At 70.7% G+C, this 21553-nt stretch carries 19 protein-coding genes; 7 read left to right on the top strand and 12 right to left on the bottom strand.

Annotation, left to right across the window (positions count from 1 at the left end; translation table 11 throughout):
- The 6 genes from IE307_RS07365 to IE307_RS07340 form a co-directional block, all read right to left on the bottom strand.
- A complete protein-coding gene (locus tag IE307_RS07365) occupies positions 1 to 564 on the bottom strand; it encodes a hypothetical protein (RefSeq protein WP_191296966.1) in 564 nt (187 codons plus the stop codon).
- On the bottom strand, positions 564 to 1913 hold the full coding sequence (locus IE307_RS07360) for a hypothetical protein (protein ID WP_191296964.1): 1350 nt from the start codon (positions 1911 to 1913) through the stop codon (positions 564 to 566). Before IE307_RS07360 ends, IE307_RS07365 begins: the two co-directional genes overlap by 1 nt.
- Positions 1910 to 2662, bottom strand: a complete 753-nt coding sequence (locus IE307_RS07355) for an ABC transporter ATP-binding protein (protein ID WP_191296963.1) — start codon at positions 2660 to 2662, stop codon at positions 1910 to 1912. Before IE307_RS07355 ends, IE307_RS07360 begins: the two co-directional genes overlap by 4 nt.
- 83 nt (positions 2663 to 2745) lie before the next feature.
- Complete coding sequence (locus tag IE307_RS07350; RefSeq protein ID WP_229904492.1) at positions 2746 to 3504, bottom strand: ABC transporter ATP-binding protein; 759 nt, start codon at positions 3502 to 3504, stop codon at positions 2746 to 2748.
- Entirely contained in the window at positions 3501 to 4292 is a 792-nt protein-coding gene (locus tag IE307_RS07345) for a cupin domain-containing protein (RefSeq protein ID WP_191296959.1), read from the bottom strand. The genes IE307_RS07350 and IE307_RS07345 overlap by 4 nt, the downstream gene beginning before the upstream one ends.
- A 178-nt stretch (positions 4293 to 4470) precedes the next feature.
- Positions 4471 to 5019, bottom strand: a complete 549-nt coding sequence (locus IE307_RS07340) for an RNA polymerase sigma factor (RefSeq protein ID WP_191297577.1) — start codon at positions 5017 to 5019, stop codon at positions 4471 to 4473.
- Between the two features lie 139 nt (positions 5020 to 5158).
- Here IE307_RS07340 and IE307_RS07335 point away from each other — a divergent pair, with 139 nt between their 5' ends.
- Positions 5159 to 5788, top strand: coding sequence for an 8-oxoguanine DNA glycosylase OGG fold protein (locus tag IE307_RS07335; RefSeq protein ID WP_191296957.1), 630 nt, complete (start codon positions 5159 to 5161; stop codon positions 5786 to 5788).
- On the opposite strand, the gene IE307_RS07330 is transcribed toward IE307_RS07335, so the two are convergent.
- On the bottom strand, positions 5785 to 6930 hold the full coding sequence (locus tag IE307_RS07330; protein ID WP_191296955.1) for a PucR family transcriptional regulator: 1146 nt from the start codon (positions 6928 to 6930) through the stop codon (positions 5785 to 5787). The two genes, IE307_RS07335 and IE307_RS07330, sit on opposite strands and share 4 nt — an antisense overlap.
- 86 nt (positions 6931 to 7016) lie before the next feature.
- Between IE307_RS07330 and IE307_RS07325 the strand changes: the two genes are divergently transcribed.
- From IE307_RS07325 to lgt, 4 genes are all read left to right on the top strand, one after another.
- Positions 7017 to 8084: a ferredoxin reductase gene (locus tag IE307_RS07325; RefSeq protein ID WP_191296953.1), complete on the top strand. Its 1068-nt coding sequence runs from the start codon at positions 7017 to 7019 to the stop codon at positions 8082 to 8084.
- A 73-nt stretch (positions 8085 to 8157) separates the two neighbouring features.
- Positions 8158 to 9279, top strand: a complete 1122-nt coding sequence (locus tag IE307_RS07320; RefSeq protein ID WP_191296951.1) for a fatty acid desaturase family protein — start codon at positions 8158 to 8160, stop codon at positions 9277 to 9279.
- A 120-nt stretch (positions 9280 to 9399) separates the two neighbouring features.
- Positions 9400 to 11178 carry a CocE/NonD family hydrolase gene (locus IE307_RS07315; RefSeq protein WP_191296949.1) on the top strand — a complete coding sequence of 593 codons (1779 nt, stop codon included), beginning with the start codon at positions 9400 to 9402 and terminating at the stop codon, positions 11176 to 11178.
- 58 nt (positions 11179 to 11236) lie between these two features.
- Positions 11237 to 12151 carry a prolipoprotein diacylglyceryl transferase gene (gene lgt, locus IE307_RS07310; RefSeq protein WP_191296947.1) on the top strand — a complete coding sequence of 305 codons (915 nt, stop codon included), beginning with the start codon at positions 11237 to 11239 and terminating at the stop codon, positions 12149 to 12151.
- Here lgt and IE307_RS07305 read toward each other — a convergent pair.
- The 5 genes from IE307_RS07305 to IE307_RS07285 all read right to left on the bottom strand — a co-directional run bounded on the left by IE307_RS07305 (position 12072) and on the right by IE307_RS07285 (position 18377).
- Complete coding sequence (locus IE307_RS07305; RefSeq protein WP_191296945.1) at positions 12072 to 15662, bottom strand: discoidin domain-containing protein; 3591 nt, start codon at positions 15660 to 15662, stop codon at positions 12072 to 12074. The two genes, lgt and IE307_RS07305, sit on opposite strands and share 80 nt — an antisense overlap.
- A 299-nt stretch (positions 15663 to 15961) precedes the next feature.
- The gene (locus IE307_RS07300; protein WP_191296942.1) at positions 15962 to 16468 is read right to left on the bottom strand and encodes a YceI family protein; all 507 of its coding nucleotides are present in this window, start codon (positions 16466 to 16468) and stop codon (positions 15962 to 15964) included.
- The gene (locus tag IE307_RS07295) at positions 16465 to 16785 is read right to left on the bottom strand and encodes a hypothetical protein (protein ID WP_191296941.1); all 321 of its coding nucleotides are present in this window, start codon (positions 16783 to 16785) and stop codon (positions 16465 to 16467) included. Before IE307_RS07295 ends, IE307_RS07300 begins: the two co-directional genes overlap by 4 nt.
- A gap of 147 nt (positions 16786 to 16932) precedes the next feature.
- Positions 16933 to 17595: a response regulator transcription factor gene (locus IE307_RS07290; protein WP_191296939.1), complete on the bottom strand. Its 663-nt coding sequence runs from the start codon at positions 17593 to 17595 to the stop codon at positions 16933 to 16935.
- On the bottom strand, positions 17592 to 18377 hold the full coding sequence (locus tag IE307_RS07285; RefSeq protein ID WP_191296937.1) for a sensor histidine kinase: 786 nt from the start codon (positions 18375 to 18377) through the stop codon (positions 17592 to 17594). The genes IE307_RS07290 and IE307_RS07285 overlap by 4 nt, the downstream gene beginning before the upstream one ends.
- 138 nt (positions 18378 to 18515) lie before the next feature.
- Between IE307_RS07285 and IE307_RS07280 the strand changes: the two genes are divergently transcribed.
- Positions 18516 to 19208: an ABC transporter ATP-binding protein gene (locus tag IE307_RS07280; RefSeq protein ID WP_191296935.1), complete on the top strand. Its 693-nt coding sequence runs from the start codon at positions 18516 to 18518 to the stop codon at positions 19206 to 19208.
- Positions 19205 to 21499 (top strand): ABC transporter permease, encoded by a 2295-nt coding sequence (locus IE307_RS07275; RefSeq protein ID WP_191296933.1) that lies wholly within the window; start codon positions 19205 to 19207, stop codon positions 21497 to 21499. The genes IE307_RS07280 and IE307_RS07275 overlap by 4 nt, the downstream gene beginning before the upstream one ends.
- Positions 21500 to 21553: the final 54 nt, after the last annotated feature.

The following is a 21553-nucleotide window of genomic DNA, read 5'->3' as shown; positions in this document are numbered from 1 at the left end:
TCAGCGACGTCCGCCTCGTGCGGTGTAGGCGGCGATCCCGCTCACGAACAGCACCCCGGCCGTCCACGTCGTCAGCGCGTCGTCCGGGGAACCGAGCGGCCACGTGACGATCCGGCTCGTGGCCGACTCACCGGGAGGCATGATCGCCGCCACCGCCCACCACAGCACCGGGGCGACGGGGGCGAACCGGGCTCCGGCCACCGCCGCCGCGAGCCCGGCCAGCCCGATCATCCCCGCCGTGTCGCGCACGACGAACGCGGCGGGGAATGGCTCGTCACCGAACTCCTGCACCAGCAGCACCGAGGCCGTGGCCAGCGCGGCGGCGAGCAGCAGGTGCCCGAACCTCCACAGCGGCCAGGGGAAGGCGGTCGACCTGTCGAGTTCCGGGTCCTGGCCCGTGAGCCCGACCGTGGTCACCAGCACGGCGGCCAGCGACGTCAGCGACGCGCTCAACGGCGTCCACGGCGAGTGCAGCGCCGACCACACGACGAGCACCACGACGGGCAGGACCACCAGGGCCGCGGGCACCGCGCGCGACCGGGCGTACAGCGCGAGCGGCCTCATCAGGCCGCCTTCAGCACGCCGAGGACGCGTTCGGAGTCCTCGCACGCCAGCAACATCCGGCGCACCTGCGCGACGCGGTTCAGCTGCTCCTGGGCCGAGTGACCGCGGAACTGCCGCCAGGCCTCGTCGATCTCGCCCCGCAGCCGGCTGTTGTTCCACATGAGGGGTTCGGACGCCAGCTCGGCCAGTTCGCCGTGGAAGTAGCCGGCGGTCACGTAGCGGACGACGCCCCCGTAGGTGTCGAAGGTGTTCGGGCCCTCGCAGCTCGCGACGCCCGCGCCCGCGAGCAGTTCGAGCCGCAGCTGGTCCTCGGTCATGGTCATCGGCCGGGGAATGCCGAGCGACGGCACGTAGACGATCCGCTGATCACGTTGCGGCGCCGTGAGATGAGCCATCGCCGCCGTGTCCTCGCGGACCTCCTTCGGCGCGTCGGGCAGGACCGCGAGCTCGGCCAGCGCCGCCCGTCCCGCCGCGGTCACCGCCGGGAGCCTGTCCTCGTGCGCCTTGCTGACGCACACCTCGCCGTCGCACACGAGCCTGCTCGCGATCGAGTCCGCGACCAGCACGTCGGAGTACTTGACCGGCATGATCGCCAGTGCCGCCGCGATGGCCAGCCCGGCCGGGGCGAGTGCCGCCAGACGGCCGAGGTGGGTGCGTGAGACGAACAGGAGGAACCCCGTCACGCCCAGGCCGGTGAACCACACGATCTGGCCCAGGTCCACGGACGTCGACATCGTGACGAGGTCGGTGCTGGGCGGGGCGAGCACGGGGGTGAGCAACGCGAACCGGGAGATCTCGTCGCCGGGTGACCGGGCTTCGAGCGCGCGCCCGGCCGTGGACGCCACCATGAACGTCGCCACCAGCGCCACCGGCACCGTCAGCGGGTGCGGCAGGAGCCGGCCGACCGCGAGTCCCAAGAGGACACTGGACGCCAGTGCGAGCACCACCGTCACCATGAGCGGGACGAACCCGGCGGACACGAACCCGCCGCCGAGCGCGACCTTGGCCACCAGCCCGGCGCACAACAGCGCCGTGGCCACCGCGACGGCACCCGCCACCGCGGCGGCGAGCGTGCCCAGCCGCACCCAGCCGGGGCGGGAGGTGGCGGTGAACAGCTCGGTCACCCGTGCGCGGCTGTCCCGCATGCCCTGGAGGACGGCCAGTCCGACCACGAGCGCCCACACGTAGGCCAGCGGCAGCCGGAGTTCGAGGACCGCCGACGTCGAGTTGCCGGTCCACCGGGCGCTCTCCGACGTGATCAGCCACAGCATCCCGGTGCCGGACACCAGCACGAGCAGTCCCGCCCAGAGCGCGGTGGAGCGCCGCAGTTCGATGCGCAGTCCGGTCACCAGGCACCTCCGGCGGAGTTCGCGCTGATCAGCGCCGAGTAGCCGCGTTCGATCGGGCTGTCGCCGACGTGCTGGGCGGTGCCGGCGGTCGCCAGATCGGCCGGAGTTCCCTGGAACATCAGCGATCCCTCGTTCACGAGGACCACGTCCGTGCAGGCCGCGGCGACGTCCTCGACCAGGTGCGTCGAGATCAGCACGCACGAGTCGCGGCCCAGTTCGGCGACGAGTTCGCGGAACCGCAGGCGTTGCGCGGGATCCAGGCCCACCGTCGGTTCGTCCAGCAGGAGCACCTCGGGGTCGTTGACGATCGCCTGCGCGATGCCCACCCTGCGGACCATGCCGCCGGACAACGACTTCATGCGGTCCTCGGCGCGGTCGGTCAGCCCGACCCGTTCGAGCGCCGTGTGCACGGCGCCCGGGATCCGCGCGGACGGCATCTCCTTGAGCCACGCGAGGTACTCGACGAACTCCCGCACCTTGAAACGCTTGTAGTAGCCGAAGTGCTGGGGCAGGTAGCCGAGCTTGCGCCGCACGGCCTTGAGCCTGCCGTTCGCCGGTGTGCCGAGCAACGACAGCGTTCCGGCCGTCGGGGACTGCACCGTCGCCAGCGTGCGGATCAACGTCGTCTTGCCCGCGCCGTTGGGGCCCAGCAGCCCGTGCACGCCGTGGCCGAGCCGGAGGCTCAGACCGTTCACCGCGTTGCGCTTTCCCAGCCGCACCACCAGGCTGTCGGCTTCGATCGCCTGCATCCGTTCTCCTCCCAGTGTTTCCGCTTCACCCGGCAAGACGGCGGCGCGGGCCGCGCGGTTCTCGCAGCGGTGTGATCTGGGACTCACCAGGTCCCGGGGCGGTGGGGGAGGCCGAGCAGGGCGCTGTAGCCGCGTTCGATCGGGCTGTCTCCCGCGTGCCCTGCGGTGCCCTTCGCCGCGAGCTGCTCCGGGGTGCCCTGGAAGACGAGTTTTCCCTGCGACAGCAGGACGACGTCCGTGCACGCGGCGGCGACGTCCTCCACCAGGTGCGTCGAGACGACCACGCACGTGTCGGTGCCGATCTCGGCGAGCAGCTCGCGGAACCTCAGGCGCTGTGCGGGATCGAGGCCCGCGGTGGGTTCGTCCAGGAGCAGGATCTCGGGGTCGTTGACGATGGCCTGCGCGATGCCCACCCGGCGGATCATGCCGCCCGACAACGTCTTCATCCTGTCGTCGGCCCGGTCGGCGAGCCCGACCCGTTCGACGGCGCGCTGCACGGCCGCCGGGATGTCGCGCATCTCCTTGAGCCACGCCACGTACGCGACGAACTCCCTGACCGTGAACCGCCGGTGGTGCCCGAACTCCTGCGGCAGATAACCGATCCGGCGGCGGAGCTCGCGGAAGTCCATGCCTCCCAACAGGGACAGCTCACCTGTCGCCGGCTTCAACACGGTCGCGAGTGCCCGGATGAGCGTCGTCTTGCCGGCGCCGTTCGGCCCGAGCAGCCCGTGCACACCCCGGCCCATGGTGAGCGTGACACCGTCGACGGCCATCCGCCGCCCTGCCCTGACCCGCAGGTCGCGGGCCTCGATCTCCCAGGCGTAGGTCGTGGGAGCGGTCACCGGTTCACCTCCAGCCGCGCGAACGCCATCCGCCTCGCGGCGAGCACCGCGAGACCCGCGACGAGCAGCCCCGCCCACACCGGCGCGGCGGCCGGGTCCAGCGCCACAGCCATGCGGCTGAACGCGATCGTCGGCGCCACGATCACCAAGGCCCACGCCGCGATGAGCACGACCGCCGCCCGCGTGACGCCGATGAGCGTCCCCAGGGCGAGCGTCCCGACGGTGAACGCCAGACAGGGCAACAACCACCGCACGAACCCGACACCGGTCAGCACCCCCGCCGCCGCGAGCCCCGGCACCACCACGGCCAGCACCGCCACCGTCCGCCGCAACACCAGCGGCAACCCCGCCCGAGGCGTCGCCGCCGTCACCTCGTGGGCCGGATCCAGCGACCGCCCCCACGACGCCGCCACCCCGAGCACCGGCAGCGCCGGCGCGATCAGCACCACCAGCGACACCCGCTCACCCACCACGAACCCGACCCGGTCGAGCGCCACCGCCGCCGCCGTGACCAGCAGGATCATCGCGAGCCACGGCCCGGCCGCCGGCGACACCCACCCGTGCACCCGCCACCGCGCCCGCGCCCGCGACATCTGAGGCGTGCGGTCGAGTAGCGGTTCGAGATTCGTCCACACCGCTTGGGCGGTCGGGTCGGGGGCGAGCCGGCCACGGCACGGCGCACACGACTCCAGGTGCGACTCGACACCCCACAGCTGGTCGGCGGGGATGTCGTCGTCGCCGCGGGAGTAGCGGTGCAGCAGTTGTTCGCTGGGGTGGTGTGCGGTCATGCCTGGGCCTCCTTCGTCGCTCCGGGGTGCTGGCGGGTGGTGCGGGCGTTCGCCGAGGCTGGTGTTGCGTGGGGTGCCGGACGCCTGGCCTTCTTTGTTGCTCCGGGGTGCCGTCGGGCGGTGCGAGCGTTCACCGCGCAGGGTGGCGCAAGCGTTGCGTGAGGTCTCGGCCGCCCGCTCATGCCAGGGCCTCCCTCATCGCGATCCGAGCCCGCCGCGCACGGGTCTTGACGGTCCCCTCGGGCACCCCGAGCAGCACCGACGTCTCCCGCACCGACAACCCGTCGAGCACCATCGCCTGCAACACCGCCCGCAACTCGGGCGCCAGCAACCGCAACGCGTCCCCGACCTCGTCCCCGACCACCCCGGCCAGCACCGCCTCCTCGGCAGGCGCGACGTGCGCCGGCGCCGCGGCGGCAGGGGGCGCCGCGTGGTGCGCCCGCCGGCGGAACGCGTCGATGAGCCGGCGAGCCGCGATGGTCCACAACCACCCGACCGCGCTCCCGCCCGCGGCCGCCCCGGCGAACGCGTCCGCGGCCCGCCACACCGCCAGGTAGGTCTCCTGCAGCACCTCGGCCACGATCTGCTCGTCCGCACACCGCCTGCGCAACCGCACGGCCAGCCACGGCGACGTGCGCCGGTACAGCTCCTCGAACGCGCGCCGGTCACCCCGTGCGACACGGCGCACGAGCTGTTCCTCGTCGAGGTCGGCCGGCTCACCCCGGATGGCTCTCACACTCCGCAAGACGTCGAGATCGCTGATCAGGTTCTCGTGCGGCTGTGGCCTGCGTCACGGCGGCGCGCCGGGTAACGGCGGTGGGTGTGGCGCGATGCAGGCGGTATGCCGATGACCGGACCTCTCGACGTTGCCCCTGCCCAACTGGGACGCGGCTCCCGTCAAGCCTGTCGACGAACAGCCGGTCAACATCAAAGCCGACTGGTGGCGTGACGAGATCCGCGCGCGTGGCCTGCCCGGCACGCCACCGGCGGGGAACCGGCTCACCAGGGCGGACGTCTGGGCACCGGCGGACGACGTGTTCACCCTGCTGTGGCGGACGCTGGCGTGGGGCTCCGGCCCGCGCAACAGGTTGAACAGGTCGAGGCTCGCCGCCATCGCCGCGGACGTCCCGCGCTGCGAGGACCTGCTGACCAAGGCCGCCGACCTCTCACGCCGCGACCCGGCTGCCGCGTTCGCGCTGTTCAGGCCGGGTGACACCAACGAGATCCGGTACCTGGGGCCGTCGTTCTTCACGAAGTTCCTGTACTTCGCCGGCGGGGGAGCGCCCGGTCACCCGTGCCTCATCCTCGACCGCCGCGTGGCGACCGCCCTGCGTGATCGGTACGGCTGGACCTCGCTGCACCGCAGGGGCCCCTGGCCCGCGGAGACCTACGAGCGCTACTGCGACCTCCTGGCGAGGTGGGCGCGGGAGGCCGGGTGCGCGGCCGACCAGATCGAACTCTGGCTGTTCAATAACTTCAGTGCTAACCGAAACTAACCCTCCGTCGAAGGCAGCCCGACCGCCAGCGTCAACTCCAGAACCCGCTGCGGAGACCCCAGATCGGGAAACAGGTCCCGAAGCTGCCCCATGCGGTACCGGACGGTCTGCGGGTGCACGAACAACGCCGCAGCCACCTCCTCCCGCCGCCCGTGATGCAACAACCACGCCCGCAGCGTCTCCTCGAGCCGCCGCGCAGACGTGGCAGGCAACTCGAGCAGCGGAGCCAGAACCCGAGCCCGCAGATCGGCGTACGCGTCAGGATCAGCACTCAACACCAGAGCAGCGAGATGCTCCTCGGTGTCGCGGATCTCAGGCGAGAGTGAGCGCGCGCGTACAGCCCGCTCGTAGGACGCAGACGCACGCATCCACGGGCGTGAAGGCCCGACGACGGCGTTACGGCCGATGAGCTGACGCAAGAGATGCGGCCGGTCGCCGTCGGGAACGAGGAGCACGCCGGTGGAGTCCGGCAGGTCGTCCAGCACGAGGGTGCTGGGGTCGAGCAGTCGGTAGGCGGGCCGGGCCTGGAACGCGGGCAGCAGGACGACCGTCATCGTGGACGGGGGTTGCCAGTTCGCGCGGCCGGCGGACGTCAGCAAGACTTCACCACTCGCGCCAGCCAGGAGGTCGCGGGCCAGTTGTTCGAGGTGGCGCTCGTGGGCGAGGCCCCGGGCGGCCAGTTCATCGGCGTGGCCGGCGGCGCTGGCGGCGGAGAGCTCGTCGATGTAGGCGAAGGTCAGTTCGGCGAACTTCGCGACCTCCGCGGCGGCCAGGCCTGCTGGTACGGCGCCTGCGGCGAGGCCGCGCCAGGCGACGCGGGCGCCTACCCGGTACGCGCTGAGCAGGGCGTCCATGGAGCGGCCGTCGCGGACCTCGCCCCGGCCCAGTTCGTAGGCGGCGTCGCTGGCGTCAGCGCCCCCGCCGGTGCCTCCGGCGAGGTCCAAGTAGTGTCCTAGCGCCGTGCGAACGGCACGGCGGATAGTGCCACCCATGCGCCCGGAAAGTGCGTTGGCGTAGCTGGGCACTTCGGTGATGATGGCGCGGACGACCTCGTCGGCGGTCGTCTTCAGCACGGCCCGGATGGCGGCCACGGTCTTCTCGTCGAGGGCCAGTTCGGTGGCTCTCCTCATTGCGTTGCTCATGATTTGTTCCCTGCGAACAATCCAGCGGTTCAAATTCACGTCCTACGGACAGGACTTTACGCCCTGAGGCGCATCAAGCTGGAGTCATGACGAGTACCGCCCTCCGCAGCAGGGCGTGGAAGATCCTTGAGATGGTCACGACGCCGCTGCTGCCGTCCGACTACCTCGACCTGGTCAGCCCGCTCAGGTCGGGCGCTGACCTGCGCGGTCGCATCGAAGCGGTGCACCGCGAGACAGACGACGCCGCGACCGTCGTGATCAGGCCCGGCAAGGGCTGGCGCGGTCACGTGGCCGGGCAGTACGTCCGGATCGGGATCGACGTCGACGGCGTGCGCCTGTGGCGCGCGTACTCGGTGACGTCGCCGACGAGCCGCGCGGACGGTCGCTTCACGATCACCGTCAAGGCCATCCCCGACGGCAAGGTGAGCAACCACCTGGTCCGCAGGGCGAAGCCGGGCACGGTCATCCAGCTCGACCAGGCCACCGGCGAGTTCGTGCTGCCCGCGGCCAAGCCCGCCAAGGTCCTCTACCTGACGGCCGGCAGCGGCATCACGCCCGCGATGGGCATGCTGCGCGACGCCCGGCTCACCGACGTCGTGATGGTGCACTCCGCGCCGCGCAAGGAAGACGTGATCTTCCGCAACGACCTGCACGACCTGGTCGCGGACAAGGCCCTCACGCTCAAAGAGCTGCACACCGACGCCGACGGCATGCTCGACGTCACGAAGTTGCACGAGCTGGTCCCCGACTGGGCCGAGCGCGAGACCTGGGCCTGCGGCCCCGCCGGTCTGCTCGACGCCGCCGAGGCGCACTGGGCCGGGCACGGCATCGCCGACAAGCTCCACACCGAGCGGTTCCGCCCCACCGTCGTCGTGGCGGGCGAGGGTGGCGAGGTCACCTTCGGCAAGACGGGCAAGACCGTCGAGGCCGACGGCGCGACGCCGTTGCTGAACGTCGGCGAGGAGGCCGGCGTGCTGATGCCGTCGGGCTGCCGCATGGGCATCTGCTTCGGCTGCGTGACGCCGCTGAGGTCCGGCGCGGTGCGAGACCTGCGCACCGGCGAGATCACCCAGGCCGAGGACAGCCCCACGGCCCACGTGCTGGTGCAGACCTGCGTGTCCGCCGCCGCGGGCCCCTGCGAACTCGAACGCTAGCCCTCCACCACAGACCTTCCTCCCCCCGCGAAGTGGCCCACCCCCAGCCACTGCTCCCCGGAAAGCGAGCTCCATGACCGCCATCGACCCCACCGCGCACCTCACCGACGAGCAGATCGAGGAACTCGGCCGCGAACTCGACGCGATCCGCGACGAGGTCATCGCGAGCCGCGGTGAGAAGGACGCGGCCTACATCCGCAAGGTCATCTCGGCGCAGCGCAAGCTGGAGCTGACGAGCCGCGGCATCCTGCTGTTCTCGTTCTTCCCGCCGGCGTGGATCATCGGCACCGCCGGCCTGTCCGTGGCGAAGATCATGGACAACATGGAGATCGGGCACAACATCCTGCACGGCCAGTGGGACTGGATGCGCGACCCGAAGATCCACTCCACGACCTGGGAGTGGGACCACGTCTCGCCCGCCGAGCAGTGGAAGCACTCGCACAACGAGCTGCACCACACGTACACGAACGTGATCGGCAAGGACAACGACCTCGGCTACGGCATCATGCGCGTGGACGAGGACCAGAAGTGGCACCCGATGCACCTCGGTCAGCCGGTGTGGAACTTCATCAACGCCTGCTTCTTCGAGTACGGCATCGCCGCGTACGACCTGGAGCTCGGCAAGAACCTGCACAAGCGCCGCCGCAACCGCCCGGAGTTCCGCGCGCGGGCCGCGGCCGTGGGCCGCAAGATCCGCAAGCAGGTGCTCAAGGACTACGTGATCCACCCGCTGCTGTCGGGCCCGTCGTTCCTGACCACGCTCGCCGCGACGTTCACCGCGAACCTGATCCGCAACCTGTGGTCGCACTCGGTGATCATGTGCGGTCACTTCCCCGAGGGCGTGCAGACCTTCGAGCGCCGCTCGATCAAGGGCGAGACGCGCGGCCAGTGGTACCTGCGCCAGATGATGGGTTCCGCGAACATCAGCGGCAGCAAGGCCATGCACTTCATGACGGGCAACCTGTCGCACCAGATCGAGCACCACCTGTTCCCGGACCTGCCGAGCAACCGGTACGCCGAGGTCTCGGTGAAGGTGAAGGCGCTGTTCGAGAAGTACGAGCTGGCCTACGTGACCGGTCCGCTGCCCAAGCAGGTCTTCTCGGCTTGGCACAAGGTGTTCCGCCTGTCGCTGCCGAACAAGAAGCCGAAGGTCAAGAAGACGTCGAGCCGCGACAAGGAACTCGTCGCCGCCTGAGACAAGCAATGGTTTAGATCTTTCGGCCGTACCGGCGACACCGCCGAGTTCGGTGAGATTCCTTCGTAGGGCCCGAGCACCACCCCTGCTGCTTCATCGGGCCCTCCGACGGAGGAACTCATGCGAAGGGTCTACCTCGTCGCGGCCACCCTGCTCACGGCCGCGACGATCCACACGCCTGCCACGAACGCGGCCCCCGCGGCCGCGGCGATCACCGAGACCGTCTACGTCGAGTCCACGATCGACAGCGACGCCGACGGCAAGCTCGACCGGATCGCCGCCGACGTCATGCGGCCGGACACCGCCGAGCGCGTGCCGATCGTGATGGAGGCCAGTCCCTACTACGGGCTGGGCGCGTCGGCGGCGTCCGCGACGAACGTGCCGCGCGGCTTCGGCCGTTGGTACGACGAGTACTTCGTGCCGCGCGGGTACGCCGTGGTCGAGATGGAGATGCAAGGCACCTCCCGCTCGACCGGCTGCCCGACGACCGGAGGCCCCGAGGACACGGCGAGCGTGCGCGCGGTCGTGGACTGGCTCAACGGCCGTGCGAAGGCGTTCTACGCGGACGGCCGTGCGGCGGTCGCGAGCTGGAGCACGGGCAACGTCGGCATGCTGGGCGTGTCCTACAACGGAACGCTGCCCAACGCGGCGGCCGCGGCGAACATCCCCGGTGTCAAGACGATCGTGCCGATCGCGGCGATCTCGAGCTGGTACGAGTACGCGCGTGACCAGGGCATCGGGTACAAGGGCTGGGAGTCCAACTACCCGACCTACCTCGCCAACTACGTCGTGAGCGCGGCGCAGAAGGCGAAGTGCAAGCCGGTGTTCGACAAGCTGACGGCGCAGGACGGCGACGAGTCCTGGGACTACACGTCGTTCTGGAAGGCCCGCGACTACCGGGTGAGCGCGCCGACCGTGACCGCGTCGGTGTTCGCCGTGCACGGCCAGGCGGACTGGAACGTCAAGCCGTCGCAGTTCGGCCGCTGGTGGAAGGAACTGGCGGACCGGAACGTGCCGCGCAAGATCTGGCTGCACCGCGGTGGTCACCTCGACCCGATCTCGTTCCGCCAGGCCGAGTGGCAGCGCGTCATGGGCCTGTGGATGGACCACTGGCTCAAGGGCGCGGACAACGGGATCATGGACGAGCCCATGGCCGACGTGCAGAAGCCCGACGGCAGCTGGGAGCAGGCCGCGTCCTGGCCGCGCCCGGACACGAAGAACACCACGCTGTACTTCGGTCCCGCCGCGAACGGCACGTCCGGTTCGCTTACCGCCACGCCGGTCACGAGCGGCACGCAGCGTCTCGCGGCCAACGCGAACATCAGCGAGACGGCCATGATGGCGAATCCGGAGACCGCCGCCACCAACCGGCTCGCCTACGTGACGGCGCCGCTCACGAAGGACGCACGGCTGTCCGGTGAGGTCAGCGTGACCGCCAGGATCGCCTCGAACCGGGCGTCGACGCCGTTGACGGCGTTGCTGGTGGACTACGGCCCGAGCAGCCAGGCCGTGCTGTCCGAACGCAGCCCGTTGCAGCTCTCCATGGAGCGGTGCGGCAAGAACGACCTGCGGGACAGGACCGGGTGCGCCCGGCCGCCGGAGGTGTCCGTCCAGGCCGTGAGCGCGACGATGCTGACCAAGGGCGCCATCGACGCCAAGAACCGGTCGTCGCTGGAGACCGCGACCGCGTTGCCCACCAACGGGACCGCCGTCGAGGTGACGTGGAAGCTGCACGCGCGGGACGCGCTGATCCCCGCCGGGCACCGGATCGGCATCGTGCTCGTCACCAACCACAACGCCTACATCGCGGCGGACACGGCGTCGAGCGGTGTCTCGCTGACCGTCTCGCTGGGCGTCAGCAAGGTTGTGCTGCCGATCGTCGGTGGATCGGTGAGCTGATGAACCGGGGCCTGCGGACTTCACAGTGCGCAGGCCCCGTCGTCGTTAGTGTGGCGCGATGCTGCTGGCAGCCATTCCCAGCCCTGCTCAGGGCGTCTGGCACCTCGGTCCGGTTCCGATCCGGGCGTACGCGTTCTGCATCATCGCCGGTGTCCTCGTCGCCGCCTGGCTGACCGAACGCCGCTACGTGGCGCGCGGTGGCCGGCCCGGTGTCGTCGGCCAGATCGCGACCTGGGGCGTTCCGTTCGGTGTCGTCGGCGCCCGGCTCTACCACGTCGCCACGTCCTGGCAGCCGTACTTCGGTCCCGGCGGGGATCCCGTGAAGGCCCTGTACATCTGGGAAGGAGGGATGGGCGTCTGGGGCGCGATCGCGTTCGGCGCGCTCGGAGCGTGGATCGGTGCGAAGCGGGCCGGTGCCGCACTGCCGCCGCTGGCCGACGCGGCGGCGCCGGGAATCCTGCTGGCGCAGGGGATCGGCCGCCTCGGCAACTGGTTCAACAACGAGGTGTACGGCGGTCCGACCGATCTGCCGTGGGCGCTGACGATCCACGAGTGGGACCAGGCCGCCGGTCGTGCCGTCGCCGGTGCGGACGGTCAGCCCGTGGTGCTGGGGACGTTCCACCCGGCGTTCCTCTACGAACTGCTGTGGACCTTCGCCGCGGCGGCCGTGCTGATCTGGGCCGATCGGCGGTTCGAGCTCGGGCACGGCCGGGCGTTCGGGTTGTACGTCGTGCTCTACACGCTGGGCCGGGTGTGGATCGAGGCGTTGAGGGTCGACCCGGCGAACACGATCCTCGGACTGCGCCTCAACATCTGGACCTCGCTGGTCCTGGGGCTGGGCGCCGCCGCGCTGACCGTGTGGTCGGCACGGCGGCACCCAGGCCGGGAGGACCTCAGGTCAGCTTCGGCGCCGAGTTGTACGCCTCCGCCAGCAGACGCGGAGAGCGCACCGAACGCTGCGGATCGATCGTGACCGTCCGGACCTCGCCCGGCAGCAACCAGAAGTAGTTGTCGCTGTACAGGGTCGGCAGCACGCGGTCGGTGCCGTTGCGCTCCCGCAGCGACAACCGGACCATCGCGGCCACCGTCCTGCCGGTGTTGCGGATGATCGCGGTGTAGCCGTTCTTGTTCGTGCTCAACGTGGTCTGCAGCTGCGTGTGGGCAAGCTGGTTGAGGGCGTGCATCGACTCGGGCGTGCGGTAGCGCCAGTAGGTGTTCTCGGAGAGCTGCTTGCCCTGGGCGTCGGTCAGCGTGAGGCGCAGCAGGTGGAACGCCGGCAGCGCGTCGTCGAACGGCACCGTGAACAGGGCGCTGGACGTGGTCGCGGCGACGTCGAGCCTCTGCTGCCGCGGCTGACCGATCGCCTTGCCGTCGAGACCGTGCAGCTGCGCCTTGACGGTGACGCCGGTCAGCGCGGACGCAGTGTGGTTGACGGCCCTGACCTGCCAGGTGGTCGGGTCTGCCTGCACGTGCCGCTGCTCGCAGCCCTTGCGGGAGCCGTAGTAGCTGCCGTTGACGTCCATGTCGTAGTCGTAGGTCTGCCACACCGTGCTGTGCCAAGCGGGGTGCGACATCCACAGCAGCACACCGGTGGCGTCGTTCCACAGCCGGGAGTTCCAGGCCTCGAAGATCGCGCGCATGTTCTCGTAGTTGACGAACTGCGCCTTGCGGCAGAACTCCTCCAGGCTGCTCGACGGCGCGAGGCGGGCGTCGATCGCGGCCTGGTAGCCCTTGGGCTGCTGGTTGCTGTTCTCCGACCAGTCGTGGTGGTACCAGGCCTCACCGATGGGCCAGCCCGCGTTGCCCTCGCCCACCAGGTTGCGCATGCTCTCGACCACCGACACCGTCGGCAGGCCGATCTCGCTCCAGAAACCGAACTTCCCGCCCGTGGCCTCACCGGTGCCGTACGAGCGCGGGTCCACCCACCGGTACGTGCCGTCGCCGGTGATCACGCCACTGGCCGAGTTCGGCTGGTACATCAGGTCGGTGTGGGTGTGGACGATCTCCTTCAGCACGCTGTCCACCGAGGACGGCGGGCTGCCCTCGTTGCAGCCGAACCACACCACGCAACACGGGTGCGAGCGGTAGCGCAGCACGGTGTCCCTGGCCTGGGCGAAGAACTGCTCGTGGTTCGCGGGGTCGGAGGACCAGCCGAGCCAGAACTCGTTCCACAGCAGGATGCCGTACTTGTCGCACGCCTCGAACAGCTCTTCGCGGTACGACGAGCCGACCCAGTTGCGGATCATCGTGAAGTTCATGTCCTTGTGCAGCGCGACCGCCGCGTCCGCGCGCGAACCCGGCATGCGGCGCAGCAGCTCGTCCCAGCCCCAGCTGCCGCCGCGGGCGAAGATCTTGACGCCGTTGACCAAGATGATCAGCGGCTTGGGGGAGTTGTCCTTGGCCGCGACCTCGGTCCAGGTCTCCCCGTCCTGCGAGACCTGGATCTTGTAGGTCGCCGCGTAGGCCGTCTCCCAGCGCAGGACCACGCGGTCGAACGTGGCCGTGGCCCCGAGATCGACCTGAACGTGCTCGTTGTCGTTGTAGTTCGAGGTCCACCGGGACCTCGGGTCGCCGTCGGTGACGGCGCCGGGCGAGGTCCAGTCGGCGGCGGAGGACGCGGTCGCGGTTTTGCCGCGCGCCAGGTCGGTCTCCGGGTTCTTGCCGTCCACGACGGACATGGTGAAGACGGAGAAGCCCCAGCTGGTGGCGCGCTTCAGGCCCTGCATCCGGACGTACCGCGCCTGCTGGTAGGGGAACTCGACGGTCTGCTCGGCGGCGCCGTCGACGATCGTGATCGGCAGGTCGTACTGGTAAGTGACCTGGCGGATGCCGAACTTGCGCTTCTTGCGGTCGCTGACCGCGTTGCCGACGGTGGCCGTCAGCGTCAGGTCGTGCAGCGTGGGGTCGCCGTAGCCGTTGGGCCACCACAGCTTCGGGTTCTTGATGCGCAGCTGGGAGTGCGTGGACGGCGCGAACACGACGCCGGACTCGGAGTTCGGCGGCACGGTGACGGTCTTGCTGACCTTCACGCCGTCGAATTCGGCGGTGACGGTGACGGACTTCGCCGCGGCCTCGACGTTGCGGACCGGCACGGTGAACGTGACCTCGGCGGTCGTGGCGTCGGGCAGCACGGTGTCGATGCGCGGGTCGCCGACCACCACGGCGCCGGTCGAGCGCAGGCGGACGTGGTTCCAGATGCCGGAGGCGCGGTCGCGGACGGCGGGCATCCAGTCCCAGCCCGACACCGCGAGGTAGGTGGGGGAGTTCTTGAACATCGTGCTGTTCGCGCCGACCCACGCCTCACCGCGCGGTCCTTTGTCGCCGGGGCTGCCGGGGAACGGCATCGGCGCGATCCGCACGGCCAGGTTCTGGTCGGCGCCCTTGCGCAGCGCGGAGGTGACGTCCAGCGCGGCCCGGCCGAACGGGTTGCTCACCGCGCCGATCTTGGCTCCGTTGAGCCAGATCTCGGCCTCGTGGTTGATGCCGTCGAACTCCAGCCACACGTGCCGGCCCGCGCCCGTGTCGAGGCCGCGCGGCAGGCCGAACGTCCGCCGGTACCACCACACGTGCCGGGACAACGCCTCCGGGATCTGCAGGTTGTTCATCCCGTGGACCGGGTCCGGCAGGTGGCCCTGCTCGACCAGCGACGCGAGCACCGTGCCCGGGACCGTTGCCGGCACCCAGCCGCGGGTGTCGACCGACGGCCCGGACAACGCGGCACCGTCCTGGGCGGGCGCGAAGTCCTGCATGGTGAGCACCCAGCCCGACTCGAGCGGCACCGAGCCGTCCGCGGCCACGCTCAGCGCGGGGCTCTCGTGGTTCCGCACGGGCCAGTTCGTCCACCCCCGGACGGCGGGCCGGTTGTCCCTGCTCGTGCCGTAGACCTGGAGACCGTTGAGCCCCAACGGGTTGGTCGTCGATCTGCGCGTGGCGGAGAACCGCACCCAGCGCGCCTTCACCACCGGCGCCAGCGCGACGGTGACGACGCCACCCGTGCCGGACTCCGTGTGGTGGACCGTCTTCCAGGTCCGCCCGTCGTCGGAGACGTCGAGGTCGAACGCCACCGCGTAGCTCGACAGGACCTCCGTGCCGATCGTCTCGGCGCGCGACGCGTTCGCGTCGAACGCGGGATCACCGGGCCTGGCCTCGAACGTCAGCACCACCGACCCGATCTCGCAGCGGCCCTGCAGGTCGACGATCAGCCACTGCCCGTCACCTTGCCCGGCACGCCAGCCGGACCCCTTCACCCCGACCTGAGCCAGACCGTCCACGGCGAACTGCCCCGGCGTGGCCGCGTAGTCCGTCGACGACACCGACACGGGCCGGAACAGGGCGAGGTCCACGGCTTTCTGTTGCGCCTTCTGCTCCGGCGCGGCCACCGCGGCGCCCGGAAGGAGTGCGCTCATGCCGAAACCGGCGAGCAGCCCGCCTCCCACGGTCAACGCCTGACGCCGCGATACGCCGCTGCCGAAGTCCTGCGCCATTGCGAGCTCCGATCGTGTCCTGACAACGTTGCCAGGAAGCTTCGGTCTCGGTTGGTGGCTGGTCAACAAGACAAGCGAGACAGGAATTTCGGGACAAGACATCGATGTCATGAGCCTGTTGTGGCTCGGGCGCGGTGGCCAGGGAGAACGGTGCCGCCGGTGGTCTTTCCCGGTCGCGGCCGTGCGAAAGACCGGTACAACAGGTGGACCGGTTTCCGGTGGAGCCCTGGTGTCCATCGGTGACCCACGCGCTGTTCCCGGGGGAGCCACAACGCGGACTCCCCGAACCTCGTCGTCCTTCAGGACCGAGCGATCACCGCGGTGACGGTGATGTCCACGTACCGTCCGATCAGGAACCCCGGCGCGCGGATGCCCAGCGTCCTGCGGTCCAGCCGGGCGGTCGCGGTCAGCACCGCCTCCGCCCCGTCCACCGACGACAGCTCGGCAGTCCCCTCGATCTCGGCCGAGACACCTCGGGCCGTCAACGTGCCAACCACGTGCCACCCGGAACCGACGACCTGGGCGGACGTCGCGGTGAACGTCATCGTGGGGTGCCGGTCGAGGTCCAGCAGGCCCGGTTTGCGCAGGTCCAGGTCGCGCTTGGCGACACCGGTGTCGATCGAGTCCAGGTCGAGGGTGCCGTGCACGGCCAGCAGCGCGCCGTCCGCGCCGATCTCGGCGGTGCCTGCGGTGACGGGCACGGTGCCGCGGGTCTTGCGGCCGAGGTTGCCCACCTGGAACGAGGCGGTGCTGCGGCTGGTGTCCGCCTGCCAGACGCCGGCTGTGAGCGTGCGCGTGGCGGTCATGACCGTGCGCCGGGGTGGTCGACGACCGTCAGGACGGGGTAGACGTCGACCCGGTCCGGTCCCGGCAGCAGCGCCGGGTCCTCGCCGGGCAGCAGCTCGGTGCTCATGATCGCCTTCTGGGCGTCGAGGAGTGCCTGTTCGGTCTCGGCGATGGTGAGCACGACCTCCGAGCCGTCGGTCTTGCGCAACACGTAGGTCCTGATGGTGCCCGGCACGGACAGGGCGGCGGGCTCGATGCGTTGCTTGGCCGCGAAGTCCGCGGCGGCGAGCAGTTCGGGGCCTCGGGGGCCGTCGAAGTAGATGAGCTGCGCGTACATGGTCGCCTCCTTGGGTGGTGAACCGAGTCTCGGCTCGGCGGAGGCGACGCGGATCCGTGCCAGTACGGAGTTCGGTGCTCGACGGTCACCGGTGCCCGGTCCTCGTCGAGGGTTGCGCACGAGGACCGAGATCGCCGCGGGGGGAGCTCACGCGCCGGGCGTGACCAGACCTGTCTCGTAGGCGAGGACGACGGCCTGCGCCCGGTCCCGCAGCTCCAGCTTCGCGAAGATCCGGGCCACGTGGGTCTTGACCGTCGCCTCGCTCAGGGTGAGGTGGGCGGCGATCTCGGAGTTCGACCGTCCACTCCCGACCAGTGCGAGCACCTCGCGTTCGCGCGGCGTCAACGCGGTCAGGTCCCGGTGCACCGCGGGCGCGGAGGCGGGCGCGCCGGAGGCGAACCGTTCCACGAGCCGGCGGGTGATCGAGGGAGCGAGCAGCGCGTCACCGGTCTCGATCAGCTGCACGGCCGCGACCAGGTGCTCCGGGGTGACGTCCTTGAGCAGGAAGCCGCTCGCCCCCGCCGCGAGGGCCTCGTACACGTACCGGTCCAGGTCGAACGTCGTGAGCATCAGCACCCGGCAAGCACCCGGTTCCCGCACGATCCGCCGGCACGCCTCCAGCCCGTCCATGCCGGGCATGCGGATGTCCATCAGCACGACGTCCGGCTGAAGATCACGCACGGCCGTCACCGCCCCGGCCCCGTCCGCCGCCTCACCGACGACGTCGATCCCGCCGGACTTCAGGATCATCCGGAACCCGATGCGCACGAACGCCTGGTCGTCCGCGATCACCACGCGCGGCCCGCTCACGGCTGCTCGACCGGGATCTTGGCGCGCACGCGGAACCCGCCGCCGAGCCGCCGCCGCGCGTCCAGGTCGCCGCCGAGCACCGCCACGCGTTCCCGCAGGCCGAGCAGCCCCCGCCCCTGTCCGTCCTGAAAGGACACCGCCTCGCCGGACAACGCGCTGGGCCCGGAGTTGAGCACCTCGACCCGCAGGTAGTTGTCCGCGTACCGCACCGTCACCTCCGCCTGCCGCCCGTCGCCGTGCTTCAACGCGTTGGTCAGCGCCTCCTGCACGATCCGGTACGCCGTCAGGTCCACACCGGACGGCAACGGCCGCGGCTCACCGGAGACGCGCACCTCCACCCGCAACCCGGCGAAGCACATCCGGTCCACCAGGGAGCTCAGCCGGCTCAGACCCGGTTGCGGCGCCAGCAGGTCGTCGCTGTCGGCCGACGGCGCGAGCAGGCCGAGCATGTGCCGCAGCTCGGTCATCGTGTCGCGGCCCGCGTTCTCCACGGCCAGCAAGGCGTCCGTGGCATCGGAGACCTCGGTGGTGAGGACCCGGCGAGCCGCCCCGGCCTGCACCACCATCACGCTGACGTTGTGGCTCACGATGTCGTGCAGCTCCCGCGCGATCCGCGCGCGTTCGGCGTCGACGGCGCTGCGGGCGGCGGTCTCCCGTTCCCGCTCCAGCAGCCAGCCGCGTTCCTCCACCGCGCGGGTGTACGCGCGTCGCGCCGCCGCCAGCCGCACCGCGAAGTACGCGGCGGCCAGGCAGGCGACGACCGCCACCACCAGCTCCCACACCTCGTCACTGTCCCAGAACGGAGGTCAGCCGCGCGTCACACCCCGGATGCAGTCACTACACCTCCGGGATGACCCGGCCCGCTGAGTTACCTCCGCGGACTGACGCCTCCGCCGCCACGGCTGAGCAGGATGACCGCCATGCAGAACGCAGACGCTGTCGTCGAACTGACGAACGTGCGCAAGGAGTACAGCGACTCGGTCGCGCTGGACGGGGTGTCGCTCACCGTGCACGCCGGGGAGGCCGTGGCGGTGATGGGACCGTCCGGCAGCGGGAAGTCCACGCTGCTCAACATGATCGCGGGCCTCGACCGCCCCACCTCGGGCGAGGTCGTCGTGCACGGCACCGGCCTGGGGAAGCTGAGCGAGACCGGTCTGGCGCTGTTCCGCCGCCGGGGCATCGGCATGATCTTCCAGTTCTTCAACCTGCTGGACGACCTCTCGGCGCTCGACAACGTCGCCCTCGCCGCCCAGCTCACCGGCACCACCGCGGGGCAGGCCCGCAAGCGCGCCCTCGAGCTGTTCGGCGAGCTCGGCATCTCCAGCCGCAAGAACGTCTACCCGGCTCAGCTCAGCGGTGGTGAACGGCAGCGCGTCGCGGTGGCGCGGGCGTTGATGAACCGCCCCGCCCTGCTGCTCGCCGACGAACCGACTGGCGCGCTCGACAGCAGGTCCGGCGAGCAGGTCATGGACCTGTTGCTCGACCTCAACCAGATCGGCCAGACGCTGCTGCTCGTCACCCACGACGAACGCCTCGCGACCCGCTGCGCCACCCGGTTGATCGAGGTCGTCGACGGCCGGATCGCCCGCGAGAACAGCCTGGAGCGGGCATGACCGCGGTGTGGTCGGCGTCCTGGGCCGCGGTGCGGCGCCGGAAGCTGCAGACGATCGTCATCGGCCTCGTGGTCTGCGCGGCCAGCGCGACGCTCGTGATGGCGCTGGGCCTGCTGGACGCGGCGGCCGCGCCGTTCGACCGGGCCTTCGCCGCGCAACAGGGCGCGCACCTGTCCGCCGAGTTCGACCCGGAGAAGCCGACCGGCTTCACGACCCCGGCGGCACGGGCCACCGCGGGACCGTTCCGGCAGGCCGGCGTGGACACCTCGGCCGCGAACGTCTTCCTGGGCGCGCTCACCGTCGCCGGGCGGGCCGACCCCGGTGGCGAGGTCGATCGCCTGGCGGTCTGGAAGGGCAGGTGGGCCACCGGTCCCGGCGAGGTCGTGCTGAACCGGGCACCGGGTTCGGGCGGCATGATCGACCTCGGCTTCCGGCTGGAGGTCCCCGGACTTCCCGCGCTGGAGGTCGTCGGCTTCGCCCGTTCGATCACGGGGACCGCCGACGCCTGGGTCACGCCCGAGCAGGTGACCGCGCTGAAACCGAACGCGGTTCAGATGCTCTACCGGTTCGACGACTCCGCCACCGCCGCCGGGGTGGCGGCCTTCACCGCGACCCTGCCGCAGGACGCGCTGCTCGGCACGCTGTCGCACCTCACCGTCATGGACAAGGCCACGTCCGAACTCGGCGTGTTCATCCCGTTCCTCATGATCTTCGGCGTCCTCGGCCTGGCCGTCGCGGTCCTGATCGTCGCCAACGTCGTGAGCGGCGCGGTCGTCGCCGGGCTGCGGCACATCGGGATGCTCAAGGCGATCGGCTTCACCCCGAACCAGGTCATGGCCGTGTACCTGGTGATGGTCTCGATCCCGGCGGTGCTGGGCTGTGCGCTCGGCACGCTCGTCGGCAACCTCTTCACCAAACCGGTCGTGCAGGACGCCGTCGAGGGCTTCGGCGTCGACGAACTGAGCTTCGCGCCCTGGGTGAACCTCGTCGCGGCCGTGGGCATGCCGCTGCTGGTGGCGTCGGCCGCACTCGTCCCCGCCCTGCGCGCCCGCGGGCTGCCTGCGGCACGCGCGATCAGCGCCGGCACCACCACGCACACCGGGCGGGCGCTCAAGGTCCAGCGCCGGCTCAGCGCCACCAGGTTGCCGCGGTCGGTCAGCCTCGGTCTCGGGATGCCGTTCGCCCGCGTCGGTCGCAGCGCGCTGACCCTGGCCTCGGTCGTGCTCGGCGTCATGACCGTGACGCTCGCCGTCGGCGTGACGATGTCGATGACGGCCTACAACGACGCCGTCAGGCCGAGCCACCAGGACCGCGTCGAACTGATGGCGGGTCCACCGCCGGGCGGCCCCCAGGTCGGGATACCGGGCCTGGGGCGACCGGAGGCGAAGCTGACCGACGCGCAGGACGAGTCGATGCTGCGCGCGTTGCCCGGAACCAGGGCTCTGCTCGCCATCACGCGGCTCGACACCGAGGTCGCCGGCGGCACCCAGGAGGCCGCGATCCTGTTCTACCGCGGGGACACCGCCGCACTCGGGCCGCGCGTGCTGTCCGGGCACTGGCCGGACGGGCCGGGCCAGGTCGTGGTGCCGTCGAGGTTCCTCAATCAGCGCGGGCTCGCGGTCGGCGACACGATCACCGTGCAGGCCAAGGGAAACCGGGCTCCGCTGAAGATCGTCGGCGTCGTGCTGACCAACAACGCCGACGAGATCTTCGCCGACTGGTCCGCCGCGGAGGCTCTCGCGCCGGGCGGTCGTGCCGAGTCGTACCTCGTGCGGACGGACGCAGACCACGGCACGTTCACCAACGCTGTGAGGTCCGCCGATCCGGGACTGCTCGTCCTGCCGCCGCGCGACGGCTCGTCGTCGACCGCTGTGATCATCATCAGCGCCGCGATCACGCTGACGCTGGTGCTGGGCGCGGTGGCGGCGCTCGGCGTGTTCAACACCGTCGTCCTCAACGCCCGCGAACGCCGCCGCGACCTCGGCATGCTCAAGTCGATCGGCATGACACCGCGCCAGGTCACCGTGCTGCTGCTGACGTCCATGGGCGCCTTGGGCGTGCTGGGCGGGCTCATCGGTGTGCCCATCGGGATCGCCGTGCACCAACTCGTCGTGCCCGCCATGGCGGCGGCCGGTCAGGCCGATGCCGTCGACATCCTCATGAACGTCTACCACGCGCCGTTGCTCGCACTGCTGGCCCTGACCGGCGTCGTGATCGCCGTGCTGGGTGCCGTCGTGCCGGCCAGGGGAGCGGCGCGCCTCTCCATCGCCTCCGTGCTGCACAACGAATAGGGGGATTCTCATGCGTCGATTAATCGCGTTGTCGCTTGTGGTCGCAGGAGTTCT

The organism is Lentzea cavernae, from assembly GCF_014653695.1.
Lineage (GTDB): Bacteria > Actinomycetota > Actinomycetes > Mycobacteriales > Pseudonocardiaceae > Lentzea > Lentzea cavernae.
The sequence above is the reverse complement of the archived record's forward strand: the minus strand, read 5'-3'. Positions and strand labels throughout refer to the sequence as shown.

Excerpts from the sequence above, each read along its gene's own strand:
- IE307_RS07330 (WP_191296955.1), bottom strand. The coding sequence starts at position 6,930 with ATGAGCAACGCAATGAGGAGAGCCACCGAACTGGCCCTCGACGAGAAG.
- IE307_RS07305 (WP_191296945.1), bottom strand. The coding sequence starts at position 15,662 with ATGGCGCAGGACTTCGGCAGCGGCGTATCGCGGCGTCAGGCGTTGACC.
- IE307_RS07325 (WP_191296953.1), top strand. The coding sequence starts at position 7,017 with ATGACGAGTACCGCCCTCCGCAGCAGGGCGTGGAAGATCCTTGAGATG.
- IE307_RS07365 (WP_191296966.1), bottom strand. The coding sequence starts at position 564 with ATGAGGCCGCTCGCGCTGTACGCCCGGTCGCGCGCGGTGCCCGCGGCC.
- IE307_RS07345 (WP_191296959.1), bottom strand. The coding sequence starts at position 4,292 with ATGACCGCACACCACCCCAGCGAACAACTGCTGCACCGCTACTCCCGC.
- IE307_RS07320 (WP_191296951.1), top strand. The coding sequence starts at position 8,158 with ATGACCGCCATCGACCCCACCGCGCACCTCACCGACGAGCAGATCGAG.
- IE307_RS07295 (WP_191296941.1), bottom strand. The coding sequence starts at position 16,785 with ATGTACGCGCAGCTCATCTACTTCGACGGCCCCCGAGGCCCCGAACTG.
- IE307_RS07300 (WP_191296942.1), bottom strand. The coding sequence starts at position 16,468 with ATGACCGCCACGCGCACGCTCACAGCCGGCGTCTGGCAGGCGGACACC.
- IE307_RS07315 (WP_191296949.1), top strand. The coding sequence starts at position 9,400 with ATGCGAAGGGTCTACCTCGTCGCGGCCACCCTGCTCACGGCCGCGACG.
- IE307_RS07275 (WP_191296933.1), top strand. The coding sequence starts at position 19,205 with ATGACCGCGGTGTGGTCGGCGTCCTGGGCCGCGGTGCGGCGCCGGAAG.
- lgt (WP_191296947.1), top strand. The coding sequence starts at position 11,237 with ATGCTGCTGGCAGCCATTCCCAGCCCTGCTCAGGGCGTCTGGCACCTC.
- IE307_RS07355 (WP_191296963.1), bottom strand. The coding sequence starts at position 2,662 with ATGCAGGCGATCGAAGCCGACAGCCTGGTGGTGCGGCTGGGAAAGCGC.
- IE307_RS07280 (WP_191296935.1), top strand. The coding sequence starts at position 18,516 with ATGCAGAACGCAGACGCTGTCGTCGAACTGACGAACGTGCGCAAGGAG.